Source organism: Ensifer sp. SL37 (assembly GCF_026672675.1).
Classification (GTDB): Bacteria; Pseudomonadota; Alphaproteobacteria; order Rhizobiales; family Rhizobiaceae; genus Ensifer; species Ensifer adhaerens.
In genome coordinates, this window is sequence record NZ_JAPPRN010000001.1 from 1,362,330 (window position 1) to 1,388,032 (window position 25,703).

At 63.3% G+C, this 25,703-nt stretch carries 21 protein-coding genes; 14 read left to right on the forward strand and 7 right to left on the reverse strand.

Features of this window, described 5'->3' with window-relative positions; genetic code table 11:
• Positions 1–45: 45 nt before the first annotated feature.
• The 6 genes from OVA00_RS06175 (at position 46) to OVA00_RS06200 (ending at position 6,872) form a co-directional block, all read left to right on the forward strand.
• Positions 46–1,890 carry a phospholipase D-like domain-containing protein gene (locus OVA00_RS06175; RefSeq protein ID WP_268088355.1) on the forward strand — a complete coding sequence of 615 codons (1,845 nt, stop codon included), beginning with the start codon at positions 46–48 and terminating at the stop codon, positions 1,888–1,890.
• A 305-nt stretch (positions 1,891–2,195) separates the two neighbouring features.
• Positions 2,196–3,368 carry an ABC transporter substrate-binding protein gene (locus OVA00_RS06180; RefSeq protein WP_268088356.1) on the forward strand — a complete coding sequence of 391 codons (1,173 nt, stop codon included), beginning with the start codon at positions 2,196–2,198 and terminating at the stop codon, positions 3,366–3,368.
• 175 nt (positions 3,369–3,543) lie between these two features.
• The gene (locus OVA00_RS06185) at positions 3,544–4,410 is read left to right on the forward strand and encodes a branched-chain amino acid ABC transporter permease (protein ID WP_060520514.1); all 867 of its coding nucleotides are present in this window, start codon (positions 3,544–3,546) and stop codon (positions 4,408–4,410) included.
• Positions 4,407–5,411, forward strand: coding sequence for a branched-chain amino acid ABC transporter permease (locus tag OVA00_RS06190; RefSeq protein ID WP_089046005.1), 1,005 nt, complete (start codon positions 4,407–4,409; stop codon positions 5,409–5,411). Before OVA00_RS06185 ends, OVA00_RS06190 begins: the two co-directional genes overlap by 4 nt.
• On the forward strand, positions 5,411–6,175 hold the full coding sequence (locus OVA00_RS06195; RefSeq protein ID WP_060529554.1) for an ABC transporter ATP-binding protein: 765 nt from the start codon (positions 5,411–5,413) through the stop codon (positions 6,173–6,175). The genes OVA00_RS06190 and OVA00_RS06195 overlap by 1 nt, the downstream gene beginning before the upstream one ends.
• Complete coding sequence (locus OVA00_RS06200; protein WP_060583617.1) at positions 6,156–6,872, forward strand: ABC transporter ATP-binding protein; 717 nt, start codon at positions 6,156–6,158, stop codon at positions 6,870–6,872. Before OVA00_RS06195 ends, OVA00_RS06200 begins: the two co-directional genes overlap by 20 nt.
• Before the next feature lie 22 nt (positions 6,873–6,894).
• Here OVA00_RS06200 and OVA00_RS06205 read toward each other — a convergent pair whose 3' ends face one another.
• From OVA00_RS06205 to OVA00_RS06215, 3 genes are all read right to left on the reverse strand, one after another.
• Entirely contained in the window at positions 6,895–8,901 is a 2,007-nt protein-coding gene (locus OVA00_RS06205; protein ID WP_268088357.1) for a CHASE2 domain-containing protein, read from the reverse strand.
• Entirely contained in the window at positions 8,901–12,557 is a 3,657-nt protein-coding gene (locus tag OVA00_RS06210; RefSeq protein WP_268088358.1) for a FecR domain-containing protein, read from the reverse strand. Before OVA00_RS06210 ends, OVA00_RS06205 begins: the two co-directional genes overlap by 1 nt.
• A gap of 461 nt (positions 12,558–13,018) precedes the next feature.
• On the reverse strand, positions 13,019–13,705 hold the full coding sequence (locus OVA00_RS06215; protein ID WP_034800075.1) for a GntR family transcriptional regulator: 687 nt from the start codon (positions 13,703–13,705) through the stop codon (positions 13,019–13,021).
• A 204-nt stretch (positions 13,706–13,909) separates the two neighbouring features.
• Between OVA00_RS06215 and OVA00_RS06220 the strand changes: the two genes are divergently transcribed.
• The 8 genes from OVA00_RS06220 to OVA00_RS06255 all read left to right on the forward strand — a co-directional run bounded on the left by OVA00_RS06220 (position 13,910) and on the right by OVA00_RS06255 (position 22,658).
• Positions 13,910–14,953: a 4-hydroxythreonine-4-phosphate dehydrogenase PdxA gene (locus tag OVA00_RS06220; RefSeq protein WP_268088359.1), complete on the forward strand. Its 1,044-nt coding sequence runs from the start codon at positions 13,910–13,912 to the stop codon at positions 14,951–14,953.
• A gap of 75 nt (positions 14,954–15,028) precedes the next feature.
• Positions 15,029–16,015, forward strand: coding sequence for a Bug family tripartite tricarboxylate transporter substrate binding protein (locus tag OVA00_RS06225; RefSeq protein WP_060520518.1), 987 nt, complete (start codon positions 15,029–15,031; stop codon positions 16,013–16,015).
• A gap of 61 nt (positions 16,016–16,076) precedes the next feature.
• A complete protein-coding gene (locus OVA00_RS06230) occupies positions 16,077–16,577 on the forward strand; it encodes a tripartite tricarboxylate transporter TctB family protein (protein WP_034800080.1) in 501 nt (166 codons plus the stop codon).
• A gap of 137 nt (positions 16,578–16,714) precedes the next feature.
• A complete protein-coding gene (locus tag OVA00_RS06235) occupies positions 16,715–18,253 on the forward strand; it encodes a tripartite tricarboxylate transporter permease (protein ID WP_034800081.1) in 1,539 nt (512 codons plus the stop codon).
• Between the two features lie 88 nt (positions 18,254–18,341).
• Entirely contained in the window at positions 18,342–19,280 is a 939-nt protein-coding gene (locus OVA00_RS06240) for a sugar phosphate isomerase/epimerase family protein (protein WP_112772897.1), read from the forward strand.
• Positions 19,281–19,293: 13 nt separating this feature from the next.
• The gene (locus tag OVA00_RS06245; protein ID WP_268088360.1) at positions 19,294–21,012 is read left to right on the forward strand and encodes a dihydroxyacetone kinase family protein; all 1,719 of its coding nucleotides are present in this window, start codon (positions 19,294–19,296) and stop codon (positions 21,010–21,012) included.
• A 336-nt stretch (positions 21,013–21,348) separates the two neighbouring features.
• Entirely contained in the window at positions 21,349–21,873 is a 525-nt protein-coding gene (locus tag OVA00_RS06250) for a DUF992 domain-containing protein (protein ID WP_268088361.1), read from the forward strand.
• A 188-nt stretch (positions 21,874–22,061) separates the two neighbouring features.
• Positions 22,062–22,658, forward strand: coding sequence for a DUF922 domain-containing Zn-dependent protease (locus tag OVA00_RS06255; protein WP_226020769.1), 597 nt, complete (start codon positions 22,062–22,064; stop codon positions 22,656–22,658).
• A gap of 54 nt (positions 22,659–22,712) precedes the next feature.
• On the opposite strand, the gene OVA00_RS06260 is transcribed toward OVA00_RS06255, so the two are convergent.
• Genes OVA00_RS06260 through OVA00_RS06275 form a run of 4 tightly spaced genes read right to left on the reverse strand, consistent with a single transcriptional unit; the run spans position 22,713 to position 25,686 of the window.
• Positions 22,713–23,327 (reverse strand): DapH/DapD/GlmU-related protein, encoded by a 615-nt coding sequence (locus tag OVA00_RS06260; RefSeq protein ID WP_034800086.1) that lies wholly within the window; start codon positions 23,325–23,327, stop codon positions 22,713–22,715.
• Positions 23,324–24,031 (reverse strand): phosphonate C-P lyase system protein PhnL, encoded by a 708-nt coding sequence (gene phnL, locus OVA00_RS06265; RefSeq protein ID WP_034800087.1) that lies wholly within the window; start codon positions 24,029–24,031, stop codon positions 23,324–23,326. Before phnL ends, OVA00_RS06260 begins: the two co-directional genes overlap by 4 nt.
• A 3-nt stretch (positions 24,032–24,034) precedes the next feature.
• Positions 24,035–24,811 (reverse strand): phosphonate C-P lyase system protein PhnK, encoded by a 777-nt coding sequence (gene phnK, locus OVA00_RS06270; protein WP_043623284.1) that lies wholly within the window; start codon positions 24,809–24,811, stop codon positions 24,035–24,037.
• Entirely contained in the window at positions 24,808–25,686 is an 879-nt protein-coding gene (locus OVA00_RS06275) for an alpha-D-ribose 1-methylphosphonate 5-phosphate C-P-lyase PhnJ (protein ID WP_034800089.1), read from the reverse strand. Before OVA00_RS06275 ends, phnK begins: the two co-directional genes overlap by 4 nt.
• Positions 25,687–25,703: the final 17 nt, after the last annotated feature.

Below are 25,703 nucleotides of genomic sequence, written 5' to 3' on the forward strand. Positions count from 1 at the left end.
AAGTTGAGCGAGTATGTTTGTCGCAACCACGCGCGGGAGGACGGCATGCATTTCGTTTCGGATGCGGTTGGCGGGTACAAGGTCTTCGCCGTGTCGGGGGTCAATACGGTTTCGTTCGCGATAGACTATCGCAACGCCGACACCGCGGGGCTTCTCGGTTTTGCGGTCGAGCGGCATGATCCAACGGAAGGCGAGCGGTACTACATGTACGGCTTCAAGGTCTTCGAAACGGTGATCTCCCATCCCAATGAGGATACCGTCGTTCTGACCTACGACCATCCCGTTCAGAGTTTCGTCTGGGATGACTTCACGGCCAAGCCCGGTCGGCGTTACGACTATTACTTCCATCCGCTGACGGGTATGGCGAAGAACATCGACCGGTCAGCACCTGCCATCAGAATCGGTATCAAAACCGAACCGCTCTTCAGTGAGGAGATGCACGACGTTTTCTTCAACCGCGGTGTCGCGAGCAGCCAGGCCTACCGACGCCGTTTCGGAAACAAGCCGCCGGACAAGCTGGAAACGCCGGAAAAGACGCTCGAGGCGCTGCAGTGGCTGAGCCGGGACCTTGACGAAGCACTGCTGCGTTTCATCGACCAGGCGGAAGCGGGGGACACGCTGCTCGGCTGCTTCTATGAATTCAGATATCGCCCCGTCGTGGAAAGGCTGAAGGCCGCCTTCGAGCGCGGCGTCGTCGTGAGGCTCGTGCTCGACGCGAAGGAAAATGCCTATACCGACAAGAAGGGCAAGTTCCACGAGAGCTTTCCGCGCGAGGAGAACAAGGAAATCGTCCGCACCGTAGGGCTTCCGAAGGCGGCGATCGCGCGGTGGCGGGAGAACAATCCCGCCGACATACAGCACAACAAGTTCATGGTGCTGCTCCCCAAGGATCCGGGCCGAAAGGCGCAGGTTTGGACAGGCTCGACGAACCTGTCGATGGGCGGCGTGCATGGCCAGACCAATGTCGGGCATTGGGTCCGCGACGCCGATCTCGCTAAGGCATTTGAAACATACTGGACACTGCTTGCCGGCGACCCTGGTGCGGCAAAAACCGACAATCCTGCCGCGAGCAGGTCAAAGCGAAAAGCCTTTCGCAAGGCGGTCTCTGACCTTGCCGAGGTGCCGCATGCGCCCGCGGATGTTTCAAGCGGCGTGACCTCGATCTTCAGTCCGCGTGCCGGAAGCGCCGTTCTGGACATGTATGTGAGGGCGCTGGACGAGGCGCGGTCCTATGGCGGCGTGACGCTCGCCTTCGGGATCAACGATCGCTTCAAGCAGGCGTTTCTCGACAATAGTGCCCAGTCCGGCGTGCATCCGGTGCTCTTCCTCCTCCTGGAAAAGCGCGACCAGCCTAAGGCCAAGGCGAAGAAGCCGTTCATTCCGCTGACGGCGCGACAGAACGTCTATCAGGCCTGGGGATCCTATCTGCGCGATCCGGTCTATCAGTGGGCGCGGGAAACCAATGCGCGGGCGCTCGGGCTCAACAATCACGTCGCCTATGTGCATTCCAAGTTTCTGCTCGCCGATCCCCTTGGCGCGGATCCAATGGTCGTCACCGGTTCGGCGAACTTCTCGGACGCGTCGACCAACGACAACGACGAGAACATGCTGCTCATCCGTGGCGATCGGCGCGCGGCCGACATCTACTTCACGGAGTTCAATCGGCTGTTCAACCACTATTATTTCCGCTCTGTCCGGGAGGCGACAGCAATGAAGAAGTCCGACCGGGACAAGGCGGCGCGCGTGGGGACATCCGAGGGAGCCGCGGCCAGTCTGTTCCTCGATGAAACTGGCGAGTGGCTGAAGAAGTACAAGCCCGGCAAGCTGCGAGCCAAACGCGTTCAGGTCTTCATCGACATGGCGCAGCCGGAAAATCTGCCGCCGATCTAGGTCAGCGGCGGCGATACGCCCCGAACCTGCGATTGCGCCGCCACCGTGTCGTTTGCTGCTCCCCTGTTGATCGCAGTGGGCTGGCGCGGGCACCGGAAGGTGCGTGTCATGGGCTGAGGATTTCGGTGCACTCGGCTGGCCGAGGCGCGCTGCCTGTGTCAAAACATAACCCCTAAATTATGATTGGCACCCCATATTTCATTTTTACATCACCGTTTGGCATGGCAAGCTGACAACCATCAAATCGACAGTCGTTTGCGACGAGGATGCGGGCTCGGGAGTGGCCGGCATCTCAGGGAGGAAATATGAAGCGGATGATTCTGGCTGCGGTTGCGGCTTTGGCAATGAGCAGTGCTGCCTATGCCGACACGATCAAGATCGGTGTCGTCGGACCGTTCTCCGGCCCCTTCGCGCTGCAGGGCAAGAACTTCAAGGCTGGCATCGACGCCTATATGGTGCTGAACGGCAGCAAGGTCGGCGACGACGATATCGAGATCATCTACCGCGACGTGCCGCAGGCCGATCCCGCCCAGTCAAAGGCGCTGGCCCAGGAACTGGTGGTCAAAGAAGGCGTGCAGTACCTCGCCGGCTTCTACTTCACCCCGGATGCCATGGCGGTCACGCCGCTGCTCACCCAGGCGAATGTGCCGCTCGTCATCATGAACGCGGCGACCTCGGCGATCGTCACCAAAAGCCCGCTCGTCGTGCGCACCTCGTTCACCACCTGGCAGACCTCGACGCCGATCGCCAAGGTTGCCAAGGACGCGGGTGTTTCCAAGGTGATCTCCGTCGTCAGCGACTACGGCCCGGGCGTGGACGCCGAGAACGCCTTCAAGACGGGCTTCGAAGCGGCCGGCGGCCAGGTGGTCGAAGCGATCCGCATGCCGCTTGCGACCAACGACTTTTCCCCAATCATGCAGCGCATCAAGGATTCGGGCGCGGAAGGCGTCTTCGCCTTCCTGCCGTCCGGCCCGACGACGCTCGGCTTCGTCAAGGCCTTCAAGGAAAACGGCCTGAAGGACGGCGGCATCAAGTTCTTTGCGCCCGGCGACCTCACGCAGGAATCCGATTTGCCTGCTCTCGGTGAGGCGGCGCTCGGCATTCAGACGACCTTCCACTACGCCGTCTCGCACGACTCGCCGGAGAACAAGGCCTTTGTCGAAGCGGCGAGCAAGGCGATCGGCAACCCGGTGGAACTCTCGTTCCCCTCGGTCGGAGCCTATGACGGCATGCATGTGATTTACAAGATGATCGAGGCGACCGGCGGCGAGCAGGATGCGGCCAAGGCCGTGGAAGCCGTGAAAGGCCTCTCTTGGGTCAGCCCGCGTGGTCCGGTGACGATCGATCCGGAATCGCGTCACATCACCCAGAACATCTATCTGCGCGAGGTCGCCAAGGCCGATGACGGCACCTATTACAACAAGGAAATCCAGACCTTCGAGAAGCAGGACGACCCCGGTCTCGCTGCGCTGAAGTAGTCGACTTGGGCGGGTGCTGAGCGCCCACCGACACTGATGATGCGTTGACCGGTTGCTTTTGAGCGACCGGCGCGCCTGCGGCGCCGCGAATGCTGGCGCCTGACTGCCGCTCCGCGCATAGTGCGCACCGAATCCGGCGCAGCCAAATTTGGAAGAAAGGGCAACGGATAGCCCCATGCAAACCGTCCTCAGCATTGCGATCGACGCCCTTGCCTATGGCATGGTGCTCTTCGTCATCTCCATCGGCCTTTCGGTCACCATGGGCCTGATGCGCGTGGTCAACCTGGCGCATGGCGCCTTTGCCATGATCGGCGGTTACATCGCCTCCTATGCAGCGCGCGATTTGGGTCTTGCCTACGGCTTTGCCGTGCTGCTCGCGATCTTCGGCACCATCATCATCGCCGTGCCGATCGAGCGGCTGCTCTATAGGCGGATCTACGGCGCACCGGAACTGACCCAGGTGCTGATGACCATTGGTATCACATTCTGCATCATCGGCATCGCCAACTATGTCTTCGGCCCGACGCTGAAGACGGTGCCGCTGCCTGGCGAATTGCAGGGATCCGTCGACCTCGGCTTCCGGGCAATCGCCACCCATCGCATCTTTGCGATCGTCTGCGGCCTCGTGGTTGCAGCCGGTCTCTGGTACGCGATCGAAAAGACCGCCTTCGGCGTCAAGCTGCGGGCCTCGGTTGACAACGCGGCAATGGCGGCCGCCCTCGGTGTGCGCACGGAAATCGTCTATGCGGTGAGCTTTGCGGTTGCCGTCGGACTTGCCGCCTTCGGCGGCGTGGTGGGGGCGGAACTTCTTCCGGTCGAACCCTATTACGCGTTGCGTTACATGGTGACGTTCCTGGTCGTCGTCTCCGTCGGCGGCGCCGGGTCTATCCCGGGCGCGCTCGTTGCCTGCCTGCTGCTCGGCGCGATCGATACGACCGGCCGTTATCTCATGCCGGAATTCGGTGAATTCTTCTTCTATCTGGCCGTGATCGCGATCATCTGCGTGTTCCCGCGCGGGCTCGCCGGGAGGGCCAAGGGATGACCATGACGACGACGAACGACTTGATCGCGACCGCTCCGGTGCGCCGACGGTTTGGCGGTGGGGACCTCATAGGTCTGGCCGTTATCCTGCTGGTCGCGGTGGTCGGCTACTTCCTCTTTCCCAACAATCTGGCTCTTCTGACCCGGATCATCGCAGCCGCTCTGTTGGTGCTGTCGCTCGATCTCGTCACCGGCTATTGCGGTGTCGCGACGCTCGGGCACGCGGCCCTCTTCGGCGCCGGCGCCTATGCCGCGGGCATCGCCTCGGCGCATTACGGCATCAACGATCCGCTGGCGATGCTGGCCTTCGGCATTGTTGCCGGGGCGGTGGCGGGACTTATCTGCGGGGTCGTCATTCTGCGTGCGCACGGGCTGCCGCAACTGGTGCTGTCGATCGCGCTCATCCATCTCTTCCACGAGTTCGCCAACAAGGCCTCCTCCTGGACCGGTGGCAGCGACGGGCTCTCCGGCATTGCGCCGACGGCACTTCTCGGACTCTACGAGTTCGATCTCTGGGGCCGCACGGCCTATGTCTTCGGCGTGGCGCTGCTTGCCATCGTCTTCGTCGTGCTGCGACTGATCGTGCGCTCGCCCTTCGGCATGTTGTGCCGCGGCATCAAGGAAGACCCTGTCCGCATCCGCTCGATGGGGGCGTCGCCGAAGTTCGCGCTCACGAAAATGTATGTCATCTCCGGTGCCGTTGCCGGCGTCGGCGGCGCGCTGAATGCGATCTCCACCCAGGTCGTCGGCCTCGACAGCCTCTCCTTTACGATGTCTGCCGAAAGCCTCGTCATGCTGGTGCTCGGGGGTACGGGCTCGTTGTTCGGTGCGCTCACGGGCACTGTCGTCTTCATGTTTTTCGAGGACGTGGTCTCGGCGGCCAATCCCTTCCACTGGCTGACGATGGTGGGCGCGCTGTTGATCGCCGTCGTGCTCTTCGCGCCGAAGGGCATCTATGGCACCGCGGCTGCGTTCTTTGCCCGCCGCAAGGAGGCACAGTGATGCAGCCGATCTTCGAAGTCCGCAACTTGAAGCGCGCCTTCGGCGGGCTCGCGGTCACCAATGACGTCAGCCTCAGCATGGCGCCGGGCGACCGGGTCGCGCTGATTGGGCCGAACGGCGCCGGCAAGACGACGTTCGTCAATCTCGTGACCGGCAATCTCAAGCCGGATTCCGGCGAGGTGCGTATCGGTGGCGAGGTGGTGACCGGTATCGACGCCATCGGTCGGGTGCGAAGGGGACTCGTTCGCTCGTTTCAGGTGACGCGGCTCTTTGCCGATATGACACCTTCCGAACATGTTGCGCTCGCTGTCCTGCAACGCACTGGCCGCGCCGGTCGTCTGTTCGGCAATTTTCTGGGCATGCCGGACGTCATGGCCGAGGTGGCAGACCTTCTCGGCAAGCTCGGGCTTCGGGAACTGATGCACCGCAAGGTGAGCGAGATCGCCTACGGTCAGCAACGCTTGCTGGAAATCGCCGTTGCGCTGGCGCTGAAGCCGCGGGTGCTGCTGCTCGACGAGCCCGCCGCCGGCGTGCCGCAGAGCGACACCGGCCGGATCGAGCAGGCACTGGCCGACCTGCCAGCCGATCTCGCCGTCTTGATGATTGAGCACGACATGGATCTCGTCTTCCGCTTTGCCAAGCGCGTCGTCGTGCTGGCCGCCGGCGCGATCATCTTCGACGGTTCGCCGTCTGACGTGACGAAGGATCCGCGCGTGCGGGAAGCCTATCTGGGGAGCTATGCCAATGCCAGCCACGCCGCTTGAGGTGGAAAACCTGTCCGCCGGCTATGGGCCGACGCGGGTGCTCGAAGGCGTGTCCTTTGCCGTTCCGGCAGGTGCCCGGCTTGCCGTGCTCGGTCGCAACGGCATGGGCAAGACGACCCTGCTTGCAACGCTTGCCGGCCAGACGCGACGTTATGACGGGCGCATCCGCATGGGCGGGACGGACGTGACCGTGTTGCCGAGCGCTGCCCGCGCCATGCAGGGGCTCGGCTTCGTGCCGCAGGCGCGCTGCGTCTTCCCGACGCTGACCGTGGAGGAAAACCTGTTCGTCGGCCTCAAGAACCGCCCGAAAAGCGCGATCCAGGAAGCCTACGACATGTTCCCGCGTCTCTTCGAGCGTCGGCGCAATCTCGGCAGCCAGCTCTCAGGCGGCGAACAGCAGATGCTGTCGACGGCACGCTCCATCCTCGGCCGTCCGTCGATCCTGTTGCTCGACGAACCGCTGGAGGGCCTGGCGCCCGTTATCTGCGAAGAGCTGATGAAGGCGTTTGCCGAACTGGCAAAGACCGGCGACATGACGATCGTCTTGGTCGAACAGCGCATTCAGAGCGCGCTCGACTTTGCCGACCGGGTGATCGTGCTCGAACGCGGCCGGATCGCCTGGACCGGAACGCCGGAAGCGCTGGCGGGAGATCACGATGCCGTCGAGCGGCTGCTCGGCGTCGGCGGGCTCCACTGACCACGCGGTCGGTTGTGGCTGCTCACTTCGGTTCCCGTCGCGACGTATCGAGGCGGGAACGCTCCCTTTCGTAGTAGCGCGCGAGTGGCGGCAGGGCGCTCTTCAACTGGTCGAACACCGCGTCATGAGCTCGAAGCGTGCCGTCATATTTGGCCTGTACGAAGGCCTGGTGGCGTTCGATCGCGTCCTTCCTGGCGCCGACGGCGACGGTGAAGACCGGCGACACGGCGGTGCGGCCCTTGACGGTGATGCGATCGAGTTCGGCGATCGGGAAGGTCTTTTCGACGAGACGCGCGGTCTCCTCGCCGAGGAGCAGGGAGATGCCGTAGTCCTTCGATGCGCCTTCGAGGCGCGAGGCCAGATTGACGGCGTCGCCAAGGGCCGAATAGTCGAACCGCTGGTGCGAGCCCATGTTGCCGACGACGCATTCGCCGGTGTTGATGCCGATGCCGATCCTCAAGGTTTGGGCCGGTCGGCGTTCCCGTTTCGCCTCGCTTTCGAGTTCCCGGTTCACCCGTTCAAGCCGCGCAAGCATGTCGAGCGCCGCCCCGACTGCATGCACGGCATGGTCGGGGTCGTCGAGCGGCGCGTTCCAGAAGGCCATCAGGCAGTCGCCGATATATTTGTCGATGGTACCGCCCTGTTCGAGAACAGCTTCTGAAAGCGGCGTCAGCAGCCGGTTGACCAGTGCCGTCAAACGCTCCGGATCCTCCTTCATTTCCTCGGCGATGGTGGTAAAGCCCCGGATGTCGCAAAAGAGGATCGACAGCGTGCGCCGTTCGCCGCCGAGCCTCAGGTGTGACGGGTCTTTCGCCAGGCGCTCGACAAGGGCAGGGGAGAGGTACTGCTGGAAGGCGCGGGTGATTTCGCGGCGCTTCTTGCGTTCTTCCGCATAGTCGAGCCCGGCCTGGCCGGCAGTCACGGCAAGGAACGCAAGCCCAGGCCCAAGCGGCGACAGAAAGACGTGGCCAAGACGCATCGCGGCATAGCTGGCGGCGATGATCAGGCCGATGGCGACGGCGCCATAGGCAAGCGTGCGCCAGCCGGTCGTCCGCAGCACCGAAAAGGCCGCAAGCATCGCGGCCAGCGCAATGGCGGCAACCACATACGGTCTTGCAGCGCGCTGAATGAAAAGCTCATGGGCCAGATTGTCGTAGATGGTAGCCTGCATCTCAACGCCGGAAACGAGCTTGTTCGAATGTACGGTATCCGATGTCGTGAAGGCATCGGCCCCGCCATCGGCGATCGATGGCGCATTTTGCAGGCTGAGACCGACGAGCACGACACGGTCCTCGAACATGCCTTCTGGCAGGAAATTGTCGGGATCGAGCGCCTGGTAATAGGAGACGGTGGGATAGGTCCGCGCCGGTCCGAAGACCTGGATCAGCGCGTCCTTTGGCGGTGCGTGCGATTTTGCGCCGGCGATTGCCGCGAGCACGGCGGCAAATCCGTCCGGATAGTCGGGAACGGCGCGCAAGGTTCCGTCGCCGCTGAGGCTGACGGAGGCGATCCCGGTCCAGGCGCCCTTTGCGATGAAGCGGGCGAGCGGCTCGGTGCGCACGAACTGGTCGGCCTGCGGCGCCTCCACCAGCGTCTGGTCTCCGGCAAGAACCACGTCCGCGCCGAGCGCCTTTTCCAGCGCCTCGTCGTTGGCGGCATCGGCCGAAGGCTCAGCGAAAATCACGTCGATGCCGATGGCGCGTGCGCCGGCCTTGCGCAGCGCCTCGATGAGGCGCGCATGCAGGGCGCGCGGCCAGGGCCATTGGCGCCCGATTTCGGCCATCGACGGTTCGTCGATCGCGACGATGATCGGGCTGTCCTCAGGAAGCGGCGGGCCGTCGACGGTCGACAGGTAGTCGAAGCTGCGCAACTCGTTCAGCCGCCAGGCATTGGTCAAGGTCGCCAGCGACAGCGCGATGGCGACGAAAACCGCAAGCGCAAGAAGTTTTAACCGCCGTTGCAGGAAGCGGGGGCTGTCCCATTGTCCGGACCGACCGCTCGATGCCTGCACGGCGACGCGCTCCTCCATCAGAACCGCACTTTGATCGTGCCTTTGAACGTTCGTCCCCAACCCGGCAGGCCATTGCCCAGCTCGAAATCTTCATCGAGCAGATTGAAGGCTGCCAGATCGACCTCGATCTGCTTGTCGAACGGTTCCCATTGCAAGGCGGCGTCGAGCGTCCAGAAGTCATCGAGCGTCATTAACCCGCCGGGTCGTGAACCGACATAGTTGGCGGCAACGGTCGTCTTGACGTTCGCCGTGCTGACCCAAGTCAGCGCCGCTTGGCCGGTGTTTTCCGGCACGAACAGCAGTTCGCCGGGCTGGCTGCCGGTGTGTTCCTTAACGTCGGCTTCCGTGTGGGCCGCGGTCAGGGAGAGGCCGAAGCCGTGGCCGATGGCAAAGTTCGCCGTTGCCGCAACCCGGTCGAGCCCGACCTTGGCATACGCAAGGCTGGTGGTCGAAAGCGGAATGTCGAGCGCGAGTTGCCGCACCTCCTGGTGCTGGTAGTCGAGCGCGGTGAAGAACCAGCTGTTCCACTCCGCGTCCCAACGCAGTGCCAGCGTATCGGCATAGCCTTCGGCGCCGAAGCGCAGCTGGTTCGGCTGCAGCCCGACGATGCCGATCGGCGCAAGGGTGGCGACGTCGAAGTTGAGGCCATCGCGCATGGCTGCCGCCCGCAGCCAATGCCCTTCGGCCGGCGCCCAGGCGATGCCGATTTTCGGTTCGAGCCTGACATCGCCGTCGTTGACGCCTTCGATATAGCGGGCAAAGAGGGCGCCTTCCGTCTTCAGGTCCGGCGTGATTTCGTAGATCGTGTCGATGTAAGCCTTGGCGACGGTCTGTGTGGCGGACGTCGAACCGGACGCGATGACGGGCGCATTGCTGCTGCCGGTGCTGACGCCCAGCGGGTCAAAAATGTCGAACGCGCTCGATGACTTTACCACACCGCCTTCGACGCCGTAGCGCCAGGTGAAATCGCCGTCACCGTAAAGGTGATTGATGGCGGCGATATATGTTCTCTGCTTGTCCTCGTTTCGGCTCGTGGCAAGGTCGGGAAATCTGGTGTCCGAAAAGCGAACCCGCTCGTTGTCCGTGCTGTTCTCATCGGAGAAGAAGAACGCGGCATTGGCGATGTTGCGGTAGCCGAAGGTGTGGCTCCATGCCACCCCCGACAAAAGGCGCGTCGAGTCGTTGTCGTTTATCCCATCGAGATTGAAGGGGATGAGAGGCGGAGGCGGGATATCGAAAATACTGCGTTTATCATCAAGATCGCCGTAGTTGGCATAGGCCACGATCCTGTCATCCGGCGTCGGGGAGGCTGTCACATAGCCATTGCCGCCAAGCAGGCGTGCTTCACGCTCGATCGCCAGGCCATTGCCGATATCGATCGAATCGCGCGGCTTCTCCCAATGCAGATTGCCGTAGACGCTGATTGGGAAGGGCGAGAACGTCAGCCCGCGCAGTTCCGCTTCGCCGATCCCGCCCTCATGGTCGCTGTCGGCGATGATGCCGCCTGCGACCGCGGCCTCGAAGAACGGCCGTTGGACGAGATTGGCCGTGCGCTCGCGGCTTGCCAGCATGTGCGGCTCGATCAGCAGCCCCTGGAAGAAGGCGGAGAAGCTCTGCGGATTGGCGGTGTTGACGACGGGGCTGCCATCGAAATCATAGGTGTTGAACAGCGGATTGACGCTGCCGCGGATCGCCTGGTCGACATAGCTCGATCCCGTGAACGGATCGAAGACCACATCGCCGTAATATTGCCCCCAGGCGTTCAGGCCTTGCAGGCGGAAGGCGTCGTTGAGCGTCGATCCGGCATCCTGGTTGGCGCCGAGCGGAGCACTTTCGCCGCCGCGCGCCCGCGTCCGCCGCATCAGTTCCTGCGCGTAGCGGATCGCCGCATCGGAATCGTATTCGTCGATCGCAATCGCGGTCCGCACGGTCGCGACAACGGGGTCGTTCGGGTCGAGCCGGTCGGCATTGTCGAGGGCCTGTGCCGCCGGAAGGCGGTCTCCCTTTTCATAATGCGCCGCCGAGAGCAGCAATTGCGCGTTGGAATAGGCGGGGTTGGCCGTCGAACCGGCCAAGAGGTCGTCGATCGCCTTGTCCAGGTTGCCGTTCTGCAAATGGTACCGACCGCGGGCGACGAGCACGAGGTCGAAGGAAGGATCGATCGCGAGCGCCGTATCGATCTCGCGCTTTGCTTCCGCAAGCCGCATTTCATCGAGGTACTGATAGGCCAGGTTGGCGTGGTAAAGCGGATCGGCCGGATCGAGTTCCACGGCCTTCTGGAATGCTCTCTCGGCGCCGCGATTGTCGCCCCGCTCGCTTTTTGCCAGGCCCACCCAGTTCCAGAGAGACGGGTCGCCCGGCGTGATTTCCAAGGCGCGCTCGAGATCCGCCAGCGCGCCTATTCGATCGTTTTCAATGAGCAAACGGTATTTGGCGCGCGATTCCAGCGCGGTCGGGTCGTCGGGATCGTTCGCAAGCGCCTTTTCGATACCGGCGCGCGTTTCGTCTCGATCGTCGAGCAGCATTGCAAATTGCGCGCGGGCCGCTGGGAGGAACGGATCGTCCGGATATCGCCTTTCCGCCTTCTTGATCGTTTCGATCGCTGCGCGGATATCGGTGCGAAAGCCCGCGGTCCAGGCCGCAGCGAAGGCGCCATAGGCACCTGTCGCCTGAGACGGCGGCTGCTCGATCCGGTCCGGGTCGGCGAGAGCGCGTGCGAAATAGCCGCCGAAGGCCGCGACGGAGCGGCGGTCGGCGTCGAGCCCGGGGGTTGCCTTTTCGAACAGCTGTGCCGCATCGCCGTAGCGGTTTTCAGAACCGGCAATCAGCGCTTCGACGAGATAGGCGCGCGCGGCTTGAGATCGGTTGAGGCCGAGGCGTCGGGCCTGTTGAAGGGCGGCTGTGGCCTGGGCTCGCCCGTCGAACCGCAGCTGGATTTCGGCGAGTGTCAGCCAATCTTCGGCCGAGCGCGACACTTCCGGCCGGACTTCGATCCGTTCGCGCTCATCGCGCATGTCGCGCACCTTAAGCGGGGTTGACGGCATGAGCGCGAAGGCGTCGCGTAAAGACAGATGGAAGAGCATCTGTTCGCGGTCCTTCGGCGTCACGATCACGATCTTGGTCGGCGCTTTCCCGATCGCGGCAACGGCGCCTTCACCCTGCTTCACGGTGACGCTTCCAAGTTCGTTGGCGAGTTCGACCACGCCTTCAAGCACGGTCAGCGAGGTCGTGTCGCCGGCGACCGTCAGGGTCCAATCGGTGCCACGAATGGCAGCGGTTGCCGCCGGCGTGTCGATCGTCAGGCCCTGGCCGCCACGCTCCGCCCGTGCCCAGATCGTGCCTGACTGCAGTTCGAGATTGGTATCGCTGCCTGTGCCCATCCGTTTGACGCGCAACGCCGTGTTGCGGCCGAGCCGGATCTGGGTGTGGTCGGAGAAAAGCACCGCCAGCGCCCCGGTCGCATTGGTGCGCAGGATATCGCCGGACAAAAGGTCCTGTGCGAGATCGACGAAGCGCCAGCTCGAAACGTCGACGAAGCGCACTTCCTCACCGGATTTTCGGGCAATCACCGATCCGGCCACGGGCGGTGTTCTTTGAACCGGTTCTGCCAAGCCTGCGCTTGGACAGAGGATTGCCACTGTCGCAAGCAGTCCCCGAAGCTGATGCCGCCCCATCTTCGTTCCCGTCTCCGTCCCACCGTGGATTCAGTGAATTTCGATCAGGATAAAGTCAATAGAATTCGAATATTCTTAATTGCGTTCCAAGTGATATGGCTAGTTCGCGAGGCAAATCTGTAACGCCAGGGCGAGAGCAAGGGGCCTCGTCTGCCGCTCCTTGTTGTCGGACAGTCGGTGAGGAAGGCTTATCCGAATTAGAGCATTCGCGTGGGTGGTTTTGGCCCACGATTTGGCATCCCTGCACCGGCTGCCTGCCGGCTCCATCAGGTGGTCCGGCGACTCCGCTGGGGCTGCAACGCTTACTTTCCAAGCGCTCAAATCTTGACGCAAATATCGCGTGGCCAAAGCGGGCGGCGCGGGACATGCCGCGGCCGTTATCAACGCTAATGCGAAGTTCTGACGGAAGCCACGACCGGGTGAGCCAGCCTCGCTCACTTACGCCGAAGCTGGAGCGTCGCCTACACCGCGGCGCGCACCCGTTCCCAGGCATTCATGAGGTGCCGACCGAGAACTTCGGAAAGCCTTGCCTTGTCGCGGGCTTCGAGCGCGACGATCATCTCCTCATGCTCGGCAACGGCCGCTGCCCATTTTTCGGGCCCCTCGTGGCCGATGAAGCGAATGCGCTTCAGCCGCGTCTGCAAGATCGCATGCATATCCGCCAAGGCGGCGTTTGCCGCCAGTTGGGCGATGGCCGAATGGATCTGCTGATTGAGCTTGTAATACTGCAGCCGGTCACCGGCCTTGTAGCGCGAGACCATTTCGTCGTGGAGCGCGCGCACTTCGGCGATGCCGGCGTCGCTGGCGGCTTCACAGGCGAGCTTGCCGGCAAGCTCTTCCAGCGTCTGCAAGACCGTCAGCATGTCACGCACGTCCTTGGCGCTGAAACGCTTGACGACGGCGCCGCGGCTCGGAACGAGCTCCACCAGTCCTTCGCTCGCCAGATACTTGATGGCTTCGCGCAGCGGCGTGCGCGAGACGCCGAGCTGCTCGCCGAGTTGACCTTCATGCAGACGCGTGCCGGGCGAGAGATCACCCTCGATGATCATGTCGCGCAGATGCGTGACCAGCGTGTCGTGCAGCGCAGTGCGTCGGATCGGGCCGGGGCCGCCCTCGGGGCGTTTCTCCAGAGAGGTAATTTCGTTCATCGTTTCGCTTCTGCATCTGGCGACTGAAGTGTCGGCCGTCTGTTCCCGTTCGCGCCAATTGAATCAGCGCTGTCTCATTAAAGCATGGAGACGGCTCCCGATATCGTCAACAGAAAATGCTGCATACAGAATACAAAAGACTTGATGCAGAATTTTGAATAACGTATGACGGCTCTCGAAAGAATGAAGTGGAGGACATCTCTCATGACGACCAACGGTGTAGCCGCTAACGGCGCGCGTCCTGTCATCGCGCTCGCTATGGGCGATCCGGCCGGCATCAGCCCGGAGCTCACGGCAAAGCTGCTGGCGCTTTCCGATATTCGTGAGGCTGCCCACATCATCACGATCGGCGATCGTCGCATCCTCGATGAAGGCGCCCGCATTGCCGGCGTCACGCTCGACCTTGCATCCTCGACCCTGGAGGACCTCGACGCTGTCGGGACCGAGCGCCACGTGTTCGTCGACCTTGGCCATCTCGATCCGGCCGACGTCGTTCGCGGCGAGGCGACGCTTGCGGGCGGCACCTTTGCGACCCGCAACTTTCGCGTAGCACTCGAGCTGGCGCATGCCGGCAAGGCGGAAGCAGTCTGCTTCACGCCCTTCAACAAGAAGGCGATGCGCTTTGCCTATCCGGGCTACGACGACGAGATCCGTTTCGTCTCCGACGTTCTCAACTTCACGGGCAAGGTCCGGGAATTCAACGTTCTCGAGAAGGTCTGGAACGCCCGCGTCACCTCGCACATTCCGATCAAGGAAGTGGCCGACAGCCTGTCGGTCGAGGCGATCCTTGCCGAGCTCGAGCTGACCCAGAGCTGCCTCAAGGAAGCCGGTTACAGCGAGGCGAAGATTGCTGTTGCCGGGCTCAACCCGCACGCCGGAGACGGCGGCAGCTTCGGCATGGAAGAGATCGACATCATCGAGCCGGCCGTCGAAAAGGCCAAGGCGCGCGGCTTCAACGTCGACGGCCCGTTCCCGGCGGACACAGTCTTCGGCCGCGCCCTGAAGGAAGGCTACAACGCCGTCATGACCATGTACCACGACCAGGGCCAGATCGCGATGAAGCTGATCGGCTTCGACAAGGGCGTGACGATGATGGGCGGCCTGCCGTTCCCGCTCTGCACGCCGGCCCACGGCACGGCCTACGACATCGCCGGCAAGGGGATTGCCGACGTCGGCGCCAGCCGCGAAGCGCTGCTTCTGGCAGTGCGCATGGCGAAGAAAAAGGCGGCTCTCAAGGCTGCTGCCTGATTTCGCACGCTTTCAAGCAATAACGGCGCAGGAGGAGGTCTTGCGCCGCAGAACCACAAAAACGGGAGGACCCGCATGAAGAATACCGTCTCCATCGCATGCATCATGGCAGCCGTTTTCGGCGTTGCTGCTCCGGCCGCCGCTTTCGAGCCCGATCGTCCGGTTGAATTCGTCGTCACCGCCGGCCCCGGCGGCGGCACCGACATCTTCGCCCGCACGATCCAGGCGATCATCGGCAAGTACGAGCTGATGAAGGCTCCGGTCGTCGTCACCAACAAGGGCAGCGCCGGCGGCGCCGAAGGCTTCGTCTACACGGCGACCAACAAGGGCGACGCCTACAAGCTGGCATTCGGCACCAACAACGCCTACCTGCTGCCGGTCCGCGCCAAGGTTCCCTACAAGGCTGAAGACCTGACGCCGGTTGCGGCGCTTGCTTCCGACGAGTTCGTTCTCTGGGTCAACGGCAAGGCCTCCTACAACACCGCTGCCGACTTTGCCGCCAAGGCGAAGGAAGGCGGCCTCAAGATCGGCGGCAGCCAGTCGAAGGACGTCGACCAGATCCTGACCTCGATGATCAACGAGACGACCGGCTCGACGATCAACTACATCCCGTTCAAGAGCGGCGGCGAAGCGGCCGTTCAGCTCGCCGGCGAGCACCTCGATGCCAACGTCAACAACCCGAGCGAAAACCTTGGCCAGTGGCAGGCCGGCATGGTCAAGCCGCTTTGCGTCTTCAAGAGCGTCAAGCTTTCGAACGAAACCAAGGTTGCCGGCGACAAGGCCTGGAGCGACATCCCCACCTGCAAGGAATCGGGCATCGCCATCGACAACTACTCCATGCCGCGCACCGTCTGGCTGCCGGCTGGCGTTGACCAGGATGTGGTCAAGTTCTATGCGGACCTGATGCGCAAGGTTTCGGAAACGCCGGAATGGGCGAAGTACCTGGCCGACACGTCGCAGTCGCCCGCCTACATCGCCGGCGACGACTTCAAGGCCGCCATCGAAATGGATGGCGCTGCTGTCGGCGAAGTGCTGAAGCGCGAAGGTTGGCTCGCCAACTAACAGGCGACGATCGGGACGGGTGCCATCCGGCGCCCGTCATTCGCTTTGAAAGGTCACGATCATGAGCGAGAACGGTGCGAATGGGGTCTCCCGCTTCGCGGTTGAGCTTGGTGTTGCCGCACTGACCGGCGCCTTCGGTGCTGCGGTCTGCTACGGATCTCTCGATATCGGCGCGGGCTGGACGGAATTCGGTCCCGAAGCCGGCTATTTTCCCTTCTATGTCGGGCTTCTGATCCTTCTCGGAAGCGTCGCCAATGCGATCCACGCCTTCGTGAAACATCGCGGGTCCGGTGAAATCTTCATCGACGGTCACCGCGCCAAGGTGGTGGCATCGTTCCTGCTGCCGCTGGTTGTCTTTGCCGGCGTATCCGCCTGGCTCGGCCTTTATGTCGGGACGGCGCTCTATATCGCCGGAACCATGCTCTTCCAGGGGCGCTACAAATGGTGGATCGCGCTGCCGTCGGGCATCGCTGTTTCGCTGTTTTTCTTCATCGTATTCGAGTTCGGTTTCAAGGTTCCCCTGCTCAAGGGACCGATCGAGGCCTGGTTCGGGATCTATTGATCCCGACCGCTCAAGGGCATGTCGCGTAAGCGCGCACAGCGGTCTTGCGCTAACGACAAGCAAAAAAATTAAAGACTTAAAGCGCGGGGAGCGAGCCTCAAGGATCGTGACGTGCTTTAAGCCCCGGGAGGAATGACATGGAAAATATCGGTCTTCTGATCGATGGCTTCGGCCACATCCTCAGCTGGAACCATATCCTGCTGATGATGATCGGCGTCACGCTCGGCATTCTGGTCGGGGTGCTGCCCGGCCTTGGCGCGCCGAACGGCGTTTCGCTGCTCTTGCCACTGACTTTCTCGATGGACCCGATCTCCGCCATCATCCTGCTCTCCTGCATGTACTGGGGGGCGCTCTTCGGCGGATCGACCACATCGATCCTGTTCAACATTCCCGGCGAACCCTCGTCGGTGGCGACCACGTTCGACGGCTATCCGATGGCGAAAGCCGGGCAGGCGAGCCGAGCGCTGACGCTCGCCTTCGTATCCGCCGGCATCGGCGCGCTGGCCGGCGTCGTGATGATCACACTGCTTTCCGGCTGGGTCGCGAACTTCGCACTGCGTTTCTCGTCGCCGGAATATTTCGCGGTCTACTTCCTTGCGTTTGCAAGTTTCATCTCGATGGGCGCGCAATCGCCCTTCAAGACGCTCGTCTCGATGATGCTCGGCTTCGCGCTTGCTTCCGTCGGCATGGACACGATCTCCGGCGACCTGCGCCTGACCTTCGATATCCCGACGCTGATCAAGGGCGTCAGCTTCCTGATCGCGGTCATGGGGCTCTTCGGCATCGGTGAACTGCTGCTGACGACGGAAGAGGGCCTGCGCTTCGAAGGCATTAAGGCGCGCGTCAAGCTCGTCGAGATCGGTCGCACGCTGGTCGAGATCCCGCGCTACTGGTTCACGATCCTGCGCTCGACGATCATCGGCATCTGGATGGGCATCACGCCCGCTGGCCCGACCGCGGCTTCCTTCATGAGCTACGGCGTTGCCCGTCGCTCGGCCCGCGACAAGTCGAAGTTCGGCAAGGGCGACCCGCGCGGCGTCGTCGCACCCGAGACCGCCGACCACTCGGCCGGTACCTCGGCGCTGCTGCCGATGCTGGCGCTCGGCGTTCCCGGCTCGGCAACGGCGGCTGTCATGATGGGCGGCCTGATGATCTGGGGCCTGACCCCCGGACCGATGCTTTTTACCGAGCGGCCGGACTTCGTCTGGGGCCTGATCGCGTCCATGTATCTCGGCAACGTCGTCGCCGTCTTCCTGGTGATCGCCACCGTGCCGCTCTACGCCTCGATCCTGCGCGTGCCTTTTGCGATCATCGGCCCGATCATCGTCGCCGTCATCTTCTCCGGCGCCTATCAGGTGGCAAACTCGGTCTCCGACATCTTCATGGTCATCGGCTTTGGCGTACTCGGCTACGTCTTCAAGAAGCTCGACTACCCGCTTGCGCCACTGGTTCTGGCCATGGTGCTCGGCGACAAGGCTGAGGACGCCTTCCGCCAGTCGATGCTTCTTTCCGGCGGTACCCTGAACATCTTCTGGTCAAACCCGCTGGTTTCCTCTCTGATGGCGCTTGCTCTTGCCCTTCTGCTGTCGCCGCTTGTCTTCGGGCTGGTCGGCCTGGTCCGCAAGCGCAAGCAAGATGCGGCCACGCCGCATGGCGACGGCAGCGCGGCGGCTTGACGGAGCCGCCGCACCTCAAAACAAGCGCATCGGAAAAGCGCGGCGCGGTCTGCTTATAGGCTGCGTCGCAAAATAAGTGAGGAAAACCATGGCGAACCCATCGCGCAAATGGACCCGTGAAACCTGGCAGATCGCGGCCGCGATGATCCAGTATCCGAACGTGCTAGCAGACGGCAGCTCCGTGCAGGATCAGTCGGTCGAGCAATGGGCCGAGACACTCGCCGATGTCGTCGACGCCGGCTTCACCGAGCTCGACCCGACCGACAGCTGGATCCGGCTCGCCGACCTCCCGGCCGCGCGGCGCGATGACTTCGTCAAGCTGACGCGTGACCTTGGCCTTTCCATGCCGGCGATCTCGACTTCACGGCGTAGCGTCATTGATCCGGAGCATGGCGACGAATATCTCGCCTACGGACATCGGGTCATCGACACGGCTGCGGCCATCGGCGCCGGCTCCGTTTCCTTCGGCTTCTTCGGGCCTTTGACCGACGCGCAGAAGAAAGCGCTCTGGTTCTGGACCGTCGACGGCGTCAAGAACCCGGAAGACCCCGCGGTCTGGAGACAAGCGGTTCAGCGCATTCGCGAACTTGGTCGCCATGCCGAGGAACTCGGCATCGAGCTGGCGCTCGAGATGTACGAGGACACCTATATCGGCTCGGCCGACAGCGCCGTGCGCTTCGTTACCGATGTCGGCCTGCCGAACGTCGGCATCAATGCCGATCTCGGCAATCTCGTGCGCCTTCACCGCCCGGTCGAGCACTGGCAGCCGATGATGGCCAAGGTTGCACCCTTCGCCAAATACTGGCACGTCAAGAATTACTACCGCACCGAGGATGAGACCTCGGGGCTGGTGGTCACCCATCCGGCGCCGCTCGAATTCGGCGTCATCAACTATCGGGCGGCGATCCGTATGGCCTTGGCGCATGGCTTCGACAGCCCGTTTCTCTGCGAGCATTACGGTGGCGACGGGCTCTCCGTCAGCGCCGCCAACCGGGACTATCTGAGGCGCATTCTGCCTCGCGACTAAGGGAAGAGACGCGATGACCACAATCTTTGACGCACCGGAAGAATTTGCGACGACCGCGCTTGCCGGATTCAGCTCGATCTACGCGCGCAACGTCCGTCTCGTGAAGGGCGGCGTCGTGCGCTCGACCAAAGTGCCGAAGGGCAAGGTCGCCGTCGTCGTCGGCGGCGGCTCCGGCCACTACCCGGCCTTTGCCGGCTATGTTGGCCCGGGCATGGCGGATGCGGCCGTGGCCGGTGACGTCTTCGCCTCACCTTCGACCGCGGCAGTTGCCCGCGTCTGCCGGGTGGCTGACCAGGGCGGCGGCGTGCTGCTTGGCTTCGGCAACTATGCCGGCGACGTCTTGAACTTCGGCGTTGCCGCCGAGCGGCTGCGCGCCGAAGGCATCGACGTGCGGATCGTGCCGGTGACGGACGACGTGGCGAGCGCCTCTGCCGAAACCCCGGCCAAGCGCCGCGGCATCGCCGGCGACCTCGTGGTCTTCAAGGTTGCTGGAGCCGCTGCGGAAGCGGGCCTCAATCTCGACGAAGTTGAGCGCGTCACCCGTCTTGCCAACGACCGCACCGTCTCCTTCGGTGTGGCTTTCGGCGGCTGCACGCTTCCGGGCGCCAAGGGTCCGCTCTTCACCGTTCCAAAGGGCGAGATGGCCCTTGGTCTCGGCATCCACGGCGAGCCGGGTATCCGCGAAGAAAAGATGGTTTCGGCAACTGAGTTCGCGAAGCTGCTCGTCGGCAAACTGCTCGCCGAGCGGCCGGCGGATGTGCGCAAGGTCGCACCGCTTCTGAACGGCCTCGGCTCGACCAAGTATGAAGAACTCTTCGTGCTTTGGGTTGCGATCGAAAAGGAACTGAAGGCGGCTGGCCTGGAGATCGTCGATCCGGAATGCGGCGAATTCGTCACCAGCCTCGACATGCAGGGCTGCTCGCTGACGCTGATGTGGCTGAACGACGAGCTCGAGACCTACTGGCGCGCGGCTTGCGATGCGCCGGCCCTGCGCAAGGGGGCGATCATCGCCACCGAGCCCGCGACGGACACGCTCAAGGATGACGAGGACGCCATTTCCTTCGCAGCGGCTTCCGAGACCTCCCGTCAGAGCGGCGCGTGCATTGCGCGGCTGATCGGCGAAATGGCCGAGGCGCTGAAGCAGGCGGAAGACGAACTCGGTCGCATCGACGCCTTTGCCGGCGACGGCGACCACGGACAGGGCATGCGCCGCGGTTCGGCCGCGGCCAACGATGCCGCGAAGGCGGCGGTTGAAGCGGGTGCAGGCGCCGCCAGCGTTCTGGCGGTGGCGGGCGATGCCTGGGCGGACCGGGCCGGCGGCACGTCGGGCGCGATCTGGGGCCTGCTGTTGCGCGCCTGGAGCAATGCCTTCAACGATGATGCAGCCCCGACCGATGCCGCGATTGTCGACGGTGCCCGCCGTGCACTCGATGGCGTGACCCGCCTCGGCCGCGCCCGTGTCGGCGACAAGACCCTTGTCGATGCATTGGTGCCTTTCGTCGAGACCCTGGAGCGCGCGTTTGCCGCCGGAAAGCCGTTGATCGAGGCATGGCAGGCGGCGGCAAAGGCTGCGACCGAAGCGGCCGAAGCCACTTCGAGGCTGACGCCGAAGCTCGGCCGGGCACGGCCGCTTGCGGAAAAGAGCATCGGTCATCCGGACGCCGGCGCCGTTTCTCTGGCGCTGACGGCACGCGTTGCCGCCGGTGTCCTGGCGCAGGCCGCAAAGGCCTAAGAAACGATATCTCCTCCGATCGGGCGGCGCCGTCGCCCGATCGGAACCTCCCCCCGTGTAACCGCTGCATTGCCCCGCGCCAATCGGCGCCGCCACACGCTGCCGCGCATGAGCGTCGCAGACTGCCCGGGCCCGGCCATTCCGTGGCTTTTTCAACACAATCTGCAGTCATTGTTGGGGAAACCCGACCAATTTTATCGTCTGCTAAAAGCTTGCCACGGAATTGCCCGATCGCGGGCTATGGCTTTGGTTTCCTGCAGCGTGCGCTATGTGCTTGAGTTCGTGTGCCGCCGGTCAAATGACAATCATTTCTGACGTTCCGAGAAGGAGACAAGAATGAAAAAGAGTTTTGCCGTAAAGGTGTCCGCAGCGTCTCTGGTTCTCGCGGGCGCGATCGCCGCAAACGCAGCCGATCTCGCGACAGTTCAACCGCAGCCCGAGCCCGACACAAGCAACGGCGTCAAGATTGGTTACCTCGATTGCAACATCGCTGGCGGTGTCGGCTATGCGCTCGGCTCGGCCAAGGAAGTCGATTGCGTCTTCCGCTCGACCATGGGTGCTGAAGCCTCCGACCACTATTCCGGGGCCATCCGCAAGATGGGCGTCGATGTCGGCTTCACGACGCAGAGCCGCCTGATTTGGGCCGTGTTCGCACCGACCGCCGGCTACCACCGCGGTTCGCTCGGCGGTCTCTACCAGGGGGCAACGGCGGAAGCGACCGTCGGCGCCGGTATCGGTGCCAACATCCTCGTCGGCGGCACCTCCGGTTCGATCCACCTGCAGACGATCAGCGTGACCGGCCAGATCGGCCTGAACCTCGCGGCCACCGGCACGTCGATGACGCTGACGGCCGTCAACTAACGTCGTTTGGGCGGCCCGTTGCACCTCCCACAACGGGGCGTCAAAAGACCGGGTAAGACGCAAAGGCACCGCACGCTGGAGACGGCGCGCGGTGCCTTTGTTTTTTGGCCTGTTGCCATTGGCCGATTCGCGTTTAAGGAATGCGGCCAGGAATCGTGCGCCGACAGCGCGAACTTCGAGGGGTTGTATTGAACAAAAGCCTTTGCCTGGGCGTCGTTGCCCTTTGCCTTGCGTCTGGGCCGCGGTTCGCCTCTGCCGAATGGCAGCCGGTCGAAAAGGAAGCGCTCTACACAATCACCGGGCAGACGGGTGCCGAGCTCTACGCCTCGATCGGCGAACGAGGTCCGAAAGCCGGAATCGGCAGGGCGATCGCACACACCAACTTCAAGCTGACCTGGACGCGAAAATATGAAGAGCAAGGCGGTGCCTGCGTGCTGGCGGTGGCAAAGCCGAAACTGATCATCACCTACACCCTGCCGAAACCGGCAAGGCCGCTGCCTTCAGGCACGCGCGAAAACTGGGACATCTTCATCGACGGCGTGCGCAAGCACGAACTCGTGCACGGCGATTTCATCAAGGAGATGGTCCGCGCGATCGAGCAGGCGACGCTGGGCCTCACTGTTCCCGACGATCCGAAGTGCCGCAAGATCAGGACCGTCATGACCGAGCGCCTCGGCGCGCTCTCGCAGACGCAGCGCCAGCGCAGCCGCGACTTCGACCAGGTCGAGTTGACCGATGGCGGCAATATTCACCAGTTGATTCTGAAGTTGGTCAACGGGCCGTAACCGGCTCGTTCTCAGCTCGGAAAGGCGCCGAACCTCTGCCCGGCGCCGTATCACTCACGCATAACGCACCAAAAACTCTTCGGCCGTCAGCTCGCGGAAATCGTCGAGCGCGCGGCGCAGGCGCTGGTGGTCCCAGTCCCACCACGAGAGCGCGTCCATCCGCTCGCCGACGCCCTCGTTGAAACGGGCGCGGATGAGCTTGGCGGGCACGCCGCCGACGATGGTGTAGGGCTCGACGTCCTTCGAGACGACTGCGCCGGCGCCGATAACAGCACCGTTGCCGACAGTGACGCCCGGCAGGATGGTGGCGCCGTGGCCGATCCACACATCATGGCCGATCGTCACCCGGTTCGAGCGCCGCCAGGCGAAAAGGTCGTGGTCGAGTTGGGTATCGTCCCAATAGTTCGGCGCGCGATAGGTGAAGTGATGCAGCGTCGCCCGCCAGGTCGGGTGGTTGGTGGCGTTGATGCGCACGGCGGCTGCGATGTTGACGAACTTGCCGATCGTTGCGCACCAGATCGAGCCGTCCTGCATGATGTAGGAGTAGTCGCCGAACTCGACCTCGTCGAGCCTTGAGCGCTCCTGCACTTCGGTGTAGCGGCCGAGCGTCGAATTGTTGACGCTCGCCGTTGGGTGGATAAAGGGCTCGAGCCCGAGCTTCTGGCTCATGCGGCAGCCTTTCGCGGCGAGAAGGCCGAGACGTCGAGAATGCGATCGGCAACGGCGTCGCGCACTTCCTCGTCGTGGAAAATGCCGATCAGCGCGGTGCCCTTGGCCTTCTTCTCGGCAATCAGTTCGACAACGACCGCCCGGTTCTTCGCGTCGAGCGACGCGGTCGGCTCGTCGAGCAGAAGGATCTTGTGGTCGGTGATGAAACCGCGGGCGATGTTGACGCGCTGCTGTTCGCCGCCGGAGAAGGTCGCCGGTGGCAGGCTCCAGAGTTCGCGCGGCAGGTTCAGCTTGTTCAACAGTTCGGCCGCATGGGTGCGGGCCTCTTCGAGCGGCATGCCGCGGGCCTGCAGCGGCTCGGCGACGATGTCGAGGGAGGAGACGCGCGGCACCACCCGCAGGAACTGGCTGACATAGCCGAGCGTCGTGCGCCGGACTTCGAGCACCGTGCGCGGCTCGGCCGTTGCCAGATTGACCAGCTTGCCGTCGTGATCCATCAGGATCTGGCCTTCGTCGACGCCGTAATTGCCGTAGAGCATTTTCAGGATCGAGCTCTTGCCGACGCCGGAGGGGCCGCCGAGAACGACGCATTCGCCGGCCTTCACCGAGAAGGAGACGTTGGCGACGACCGGCCGGCGGATACCGTCACGCAGATGCATGGTGAAGCTTTTTGCGACTTCGGAAACAACAAGGGGCGTGGCCATGGTTTACACCTGCAGGATCGAGGAGACGAGGAGCTGGGTATAGGGCTCGCGCGGATCGTCGAGCACGCGGTCGGTCAGCCCCTGTTCGATGACGGCTCCGTCCTTCATCACCATCATGCGGTGTGAAAGAAGGCGGGCGACGGCGAGATCGTGGGTGACGATGATGGCGGCAAGCCCGAGGTCATGCACGAGGCCGCGCACGAGATCGAGCAGGCGCGCCTGAACCGAGACGTCGAGGCCGCCGGTCGGCTCGTCCATGAAGACGAGGCGCGGGGAAGTGACGAGGTTGCGGGCGATCTGGAGGCGCTGACGCATGCCGCCCGAAAAGGCGCGCGGCTGGTCGTCGATGCGGTCGATGCCGATTTCCACCCGCTCCAGCCAGTCGCTGGCGGTGGCGCGGATGTTGCCGTAGTGGCGATCGCCGACGGCCATCAACCGCTCGCCGACATTGGCGCCGGCAGACACGGTCATGCGCAGGCCGTCGGCCGGGTTCTGGTGCACGAAGCCCCAGTCGGTACGCATCAGGAAGCGGCGCTCGGCTTCGCCCATGCGAGCGAGGTCACGGTACTGACCGTCGCGCATGTGGTACTCGACGATACCGGAGGTCGGCATCAGACGGGTCGAGAGGCACGACAGAAGTGTCGTCTTGCCCGAGCCGGATTCGCCGACGATGGCGAGCACTTCGCCCGCATAGAGCTCGAAGGAAACGTTGCGGCAGCCGATGCGGCTTCCGTAGAACTTCGAGACGTCGTTCACTTTCAAAAGCGGGAGCGTACTCATTCTGCGGCTTCCTTTCGGGCAAGCATGTGACCTGCATGGCCGCAGGCGCGGCGGTCTTCGCAATGATCGGTATCGGAGCAGACGAACATGCGTCCGCCCTTGTCGTCGAGGATCACCTCGTCGAGATAGACGTCCTCGGCGCCGCAGAGCGCGCAGGGCTTGTCGAAGCTCTGGATCTCGAAGGGATGGTCGTCGAAATCGAGGCTGACGACTTCGGTATAGGGCGGGACAGCGTAGATCCGCTTTTCGCGACCGGCGCCGAAGAGCTGCAGCGCTTCCGACATATGCATCTTCGGATTGTCGAACTTAGGCGTCGGCGACGGGTCCATCACGTAACGTCCCTCGACCTTGACCGGATAGGCGTAGGTCGTGGCGATATGGCCGTTGCGGGCGATGTCCTCGTAGAGCTTCACATGCATCAGCCCGTATTCCTCGAGCGCATGCATCTTCCGCGTCTCGGTCTCGCGCGGCTCGAGGAAGCGCAAGGGTTCCGGGATCGGCACCTGGTAGACGAGCGTCTGTCCCTCCGAGAGTTTTTCCTCCGGAATGCGGTGGCGCGTCTGGATGATCGTCGCGTCTTTCGTCCGGGTGGTGACGGCAACGTCGGCGACCTTCTGGAAAAAGGCGCGGATGGAAACCGCGTTGGTTGTGTCGTCGGCGCCCTGGTCGATGACCTTCAAGACGTCCTGCGGACCGAGGATCGAGGCGGTGACCTGGACGCCGCCGGTGCCCCAGCCGTAGGGCATCGGCATTTCGCGCGACGCAAATGGAACCTGGTAGCCGGGAATGGCGATCGCCTTCAGGATCGCGCGGCGGATCATGCGCTTGGTTTGTTCGTCCAGATAGGCGAAATTATAGGTAGCAAGGTCGTTCATCGCTGATTACCCTTGAG

What these genes read in the sequence shown, in the direction of transcription:
- OVA00_RS06175 (WP_268088355.1), top strand. Translation starts at nt 46, where the DNA reads ATGCATTTCGTTTCGGATGCGGTTGGCGGGTACAAGGTCTTCGCCGTG.
- OVA00_RS06180 (WP_268088356.1), top strand. Translation starts at nt 2,196, where the DNA reads ATGAAGCGGATGATTCTGGCTGCGGTTGCGGCTTTGGCAATGAGCAGT.
- OVA00_RS06185 (WP_060520514.1), top strand. Translation starts at nt 3,544, where the DNA reads ATGCAAACCGTCCTCAGCATTGCGATCGACGCCCTTGCCTATGGCATG.
- OVA00_RS06190 (WP_089046005.1), top strand. Translation starts at nt 4,407, where the DNA reads ATGACCATGACGACGACGAACGACTTGATCGCGACCGCTCCGGTGCGC.
- OVA00_RS06195 (WP_060529554.1), top strand. Translation starts at nt 5,411, where the DNA reads ATGCAGCCGATCTTCGAAGTCCGCAACTTGAAGCGCGCCTTCGGCGGG.
- OVA00_RS06200 (WP_060583617.1), top strand. Translation starts at nt 6,156, where the DNA reads ATGCCAGCCACGCCGCTTGAGGTGGAAAACCTGTCCGCCGGCTATGGG.
- OVA00_RS06205 (WP_268088357.1), bottom strand. Translation starts at nt 8,901, where the DNA reads ATGGAGGAGCGCGTCGCCGTGCAGGCATCGAGCGGTCGGTCCGGACAA.
- OVA00_RS06210 (WP_268088358.1), bottom strand. Translation starts at nt 12,557, where the DNA reads ATGGGGCGGCATCAGCTTCGGGGACTGCTTGCGACAGTGGCAATCCTC.
- OVA00_RS06215 (WP_034800075.1), bottom strand. Translation starts at nt 13,705, where the DNA reads ATGAACGAAATTACCTCTCTGGAGAAACGCCCCGAGGGCGGCCCCGGC.
- OVA00_RS06220 (WP_268088359.1), top strand. Translation starts at nt 13,910, where the DNA reads ATGACGACCAACGGTGTAGCCGCTAACGGCGCGCGTCCTGTCATCGCG.
- OVA00_RS06225 (WP_060520518.1), top strand. Translation starts at nt 15,029, where the DNA reads ATGAAGAATACCGTCTCCATCGCATGCATCATGGCAGCCGTTTTCGGC.
- OVA00_RS06230 (WP_034800080.1), top strand. Translation starts at nt 16,077, where the DNA reads ATGAGCGAGAACGGTGCGAATGGGGTCTCCCGCTTCGCGGTTGAGCTT.
- OVA00_RS06235 (WP_034800081.1), top strand. Translation starts at nt 16,715, where the DNA reads ATGGAAAATATCGGTCTTCTGATCGATGGCTTCGGCCACATCCTCAGC.
- OVA00_RS06240 (WP_112772897.1), top strand. Translation starts at nt 18,342, where the DNA reads ATGGCGAACCCATCGCGCAAATGGACCCGTGAAACCTGGCAGATCGCG.
- OVA00_RS06245 (WP_268088360.1), top strand. Translation starts at nt 19,294, where the DNA reads ATGACCACAATCTTTGACGCACCGGAAGAATTTGCGACGACCGCGCTT.
- OVA00_RS06250 (WP_268088361.1), top strand. Translation starts at nt 21,349, where the DNA reads ATGAAAAAGAGTTTTGCCGTAAAGGTGTCCGCAGCGTCTCTGGTTCTC.
- OVA00_RS06260 (WP_034800086.1), bottom strand. Translation starts at nt 23,327, where the DNA reads ATGAGCCAGAAGCTCGGGCTCGAGCCCTTTATCCACCCAACGGCGAGC.
- phnL (WP_034800087.1), bottom strand. Translation starts at nt 24,031, where the DNA reads ATGGCCACGCCCCTTGTTGTTTCCGAAGTCGCAAAAAGCTTCACCATG.
- phnK (WP_043623284.1), bottom strand. Translation starts at nt 24,811, where the DNA reads ATGAGTACGCTCCCGCTTTTGAAAGTGAACGACGTCTCGAAGTTCTAC.
- OVA00_RS06275 (WP_034800089.1), bottom strand. Translation starts at nt 25,686, where the DNA reads ATGAACGACCTTGCTACCTATAATTTCGCCTATCTGGACGAACAAACC.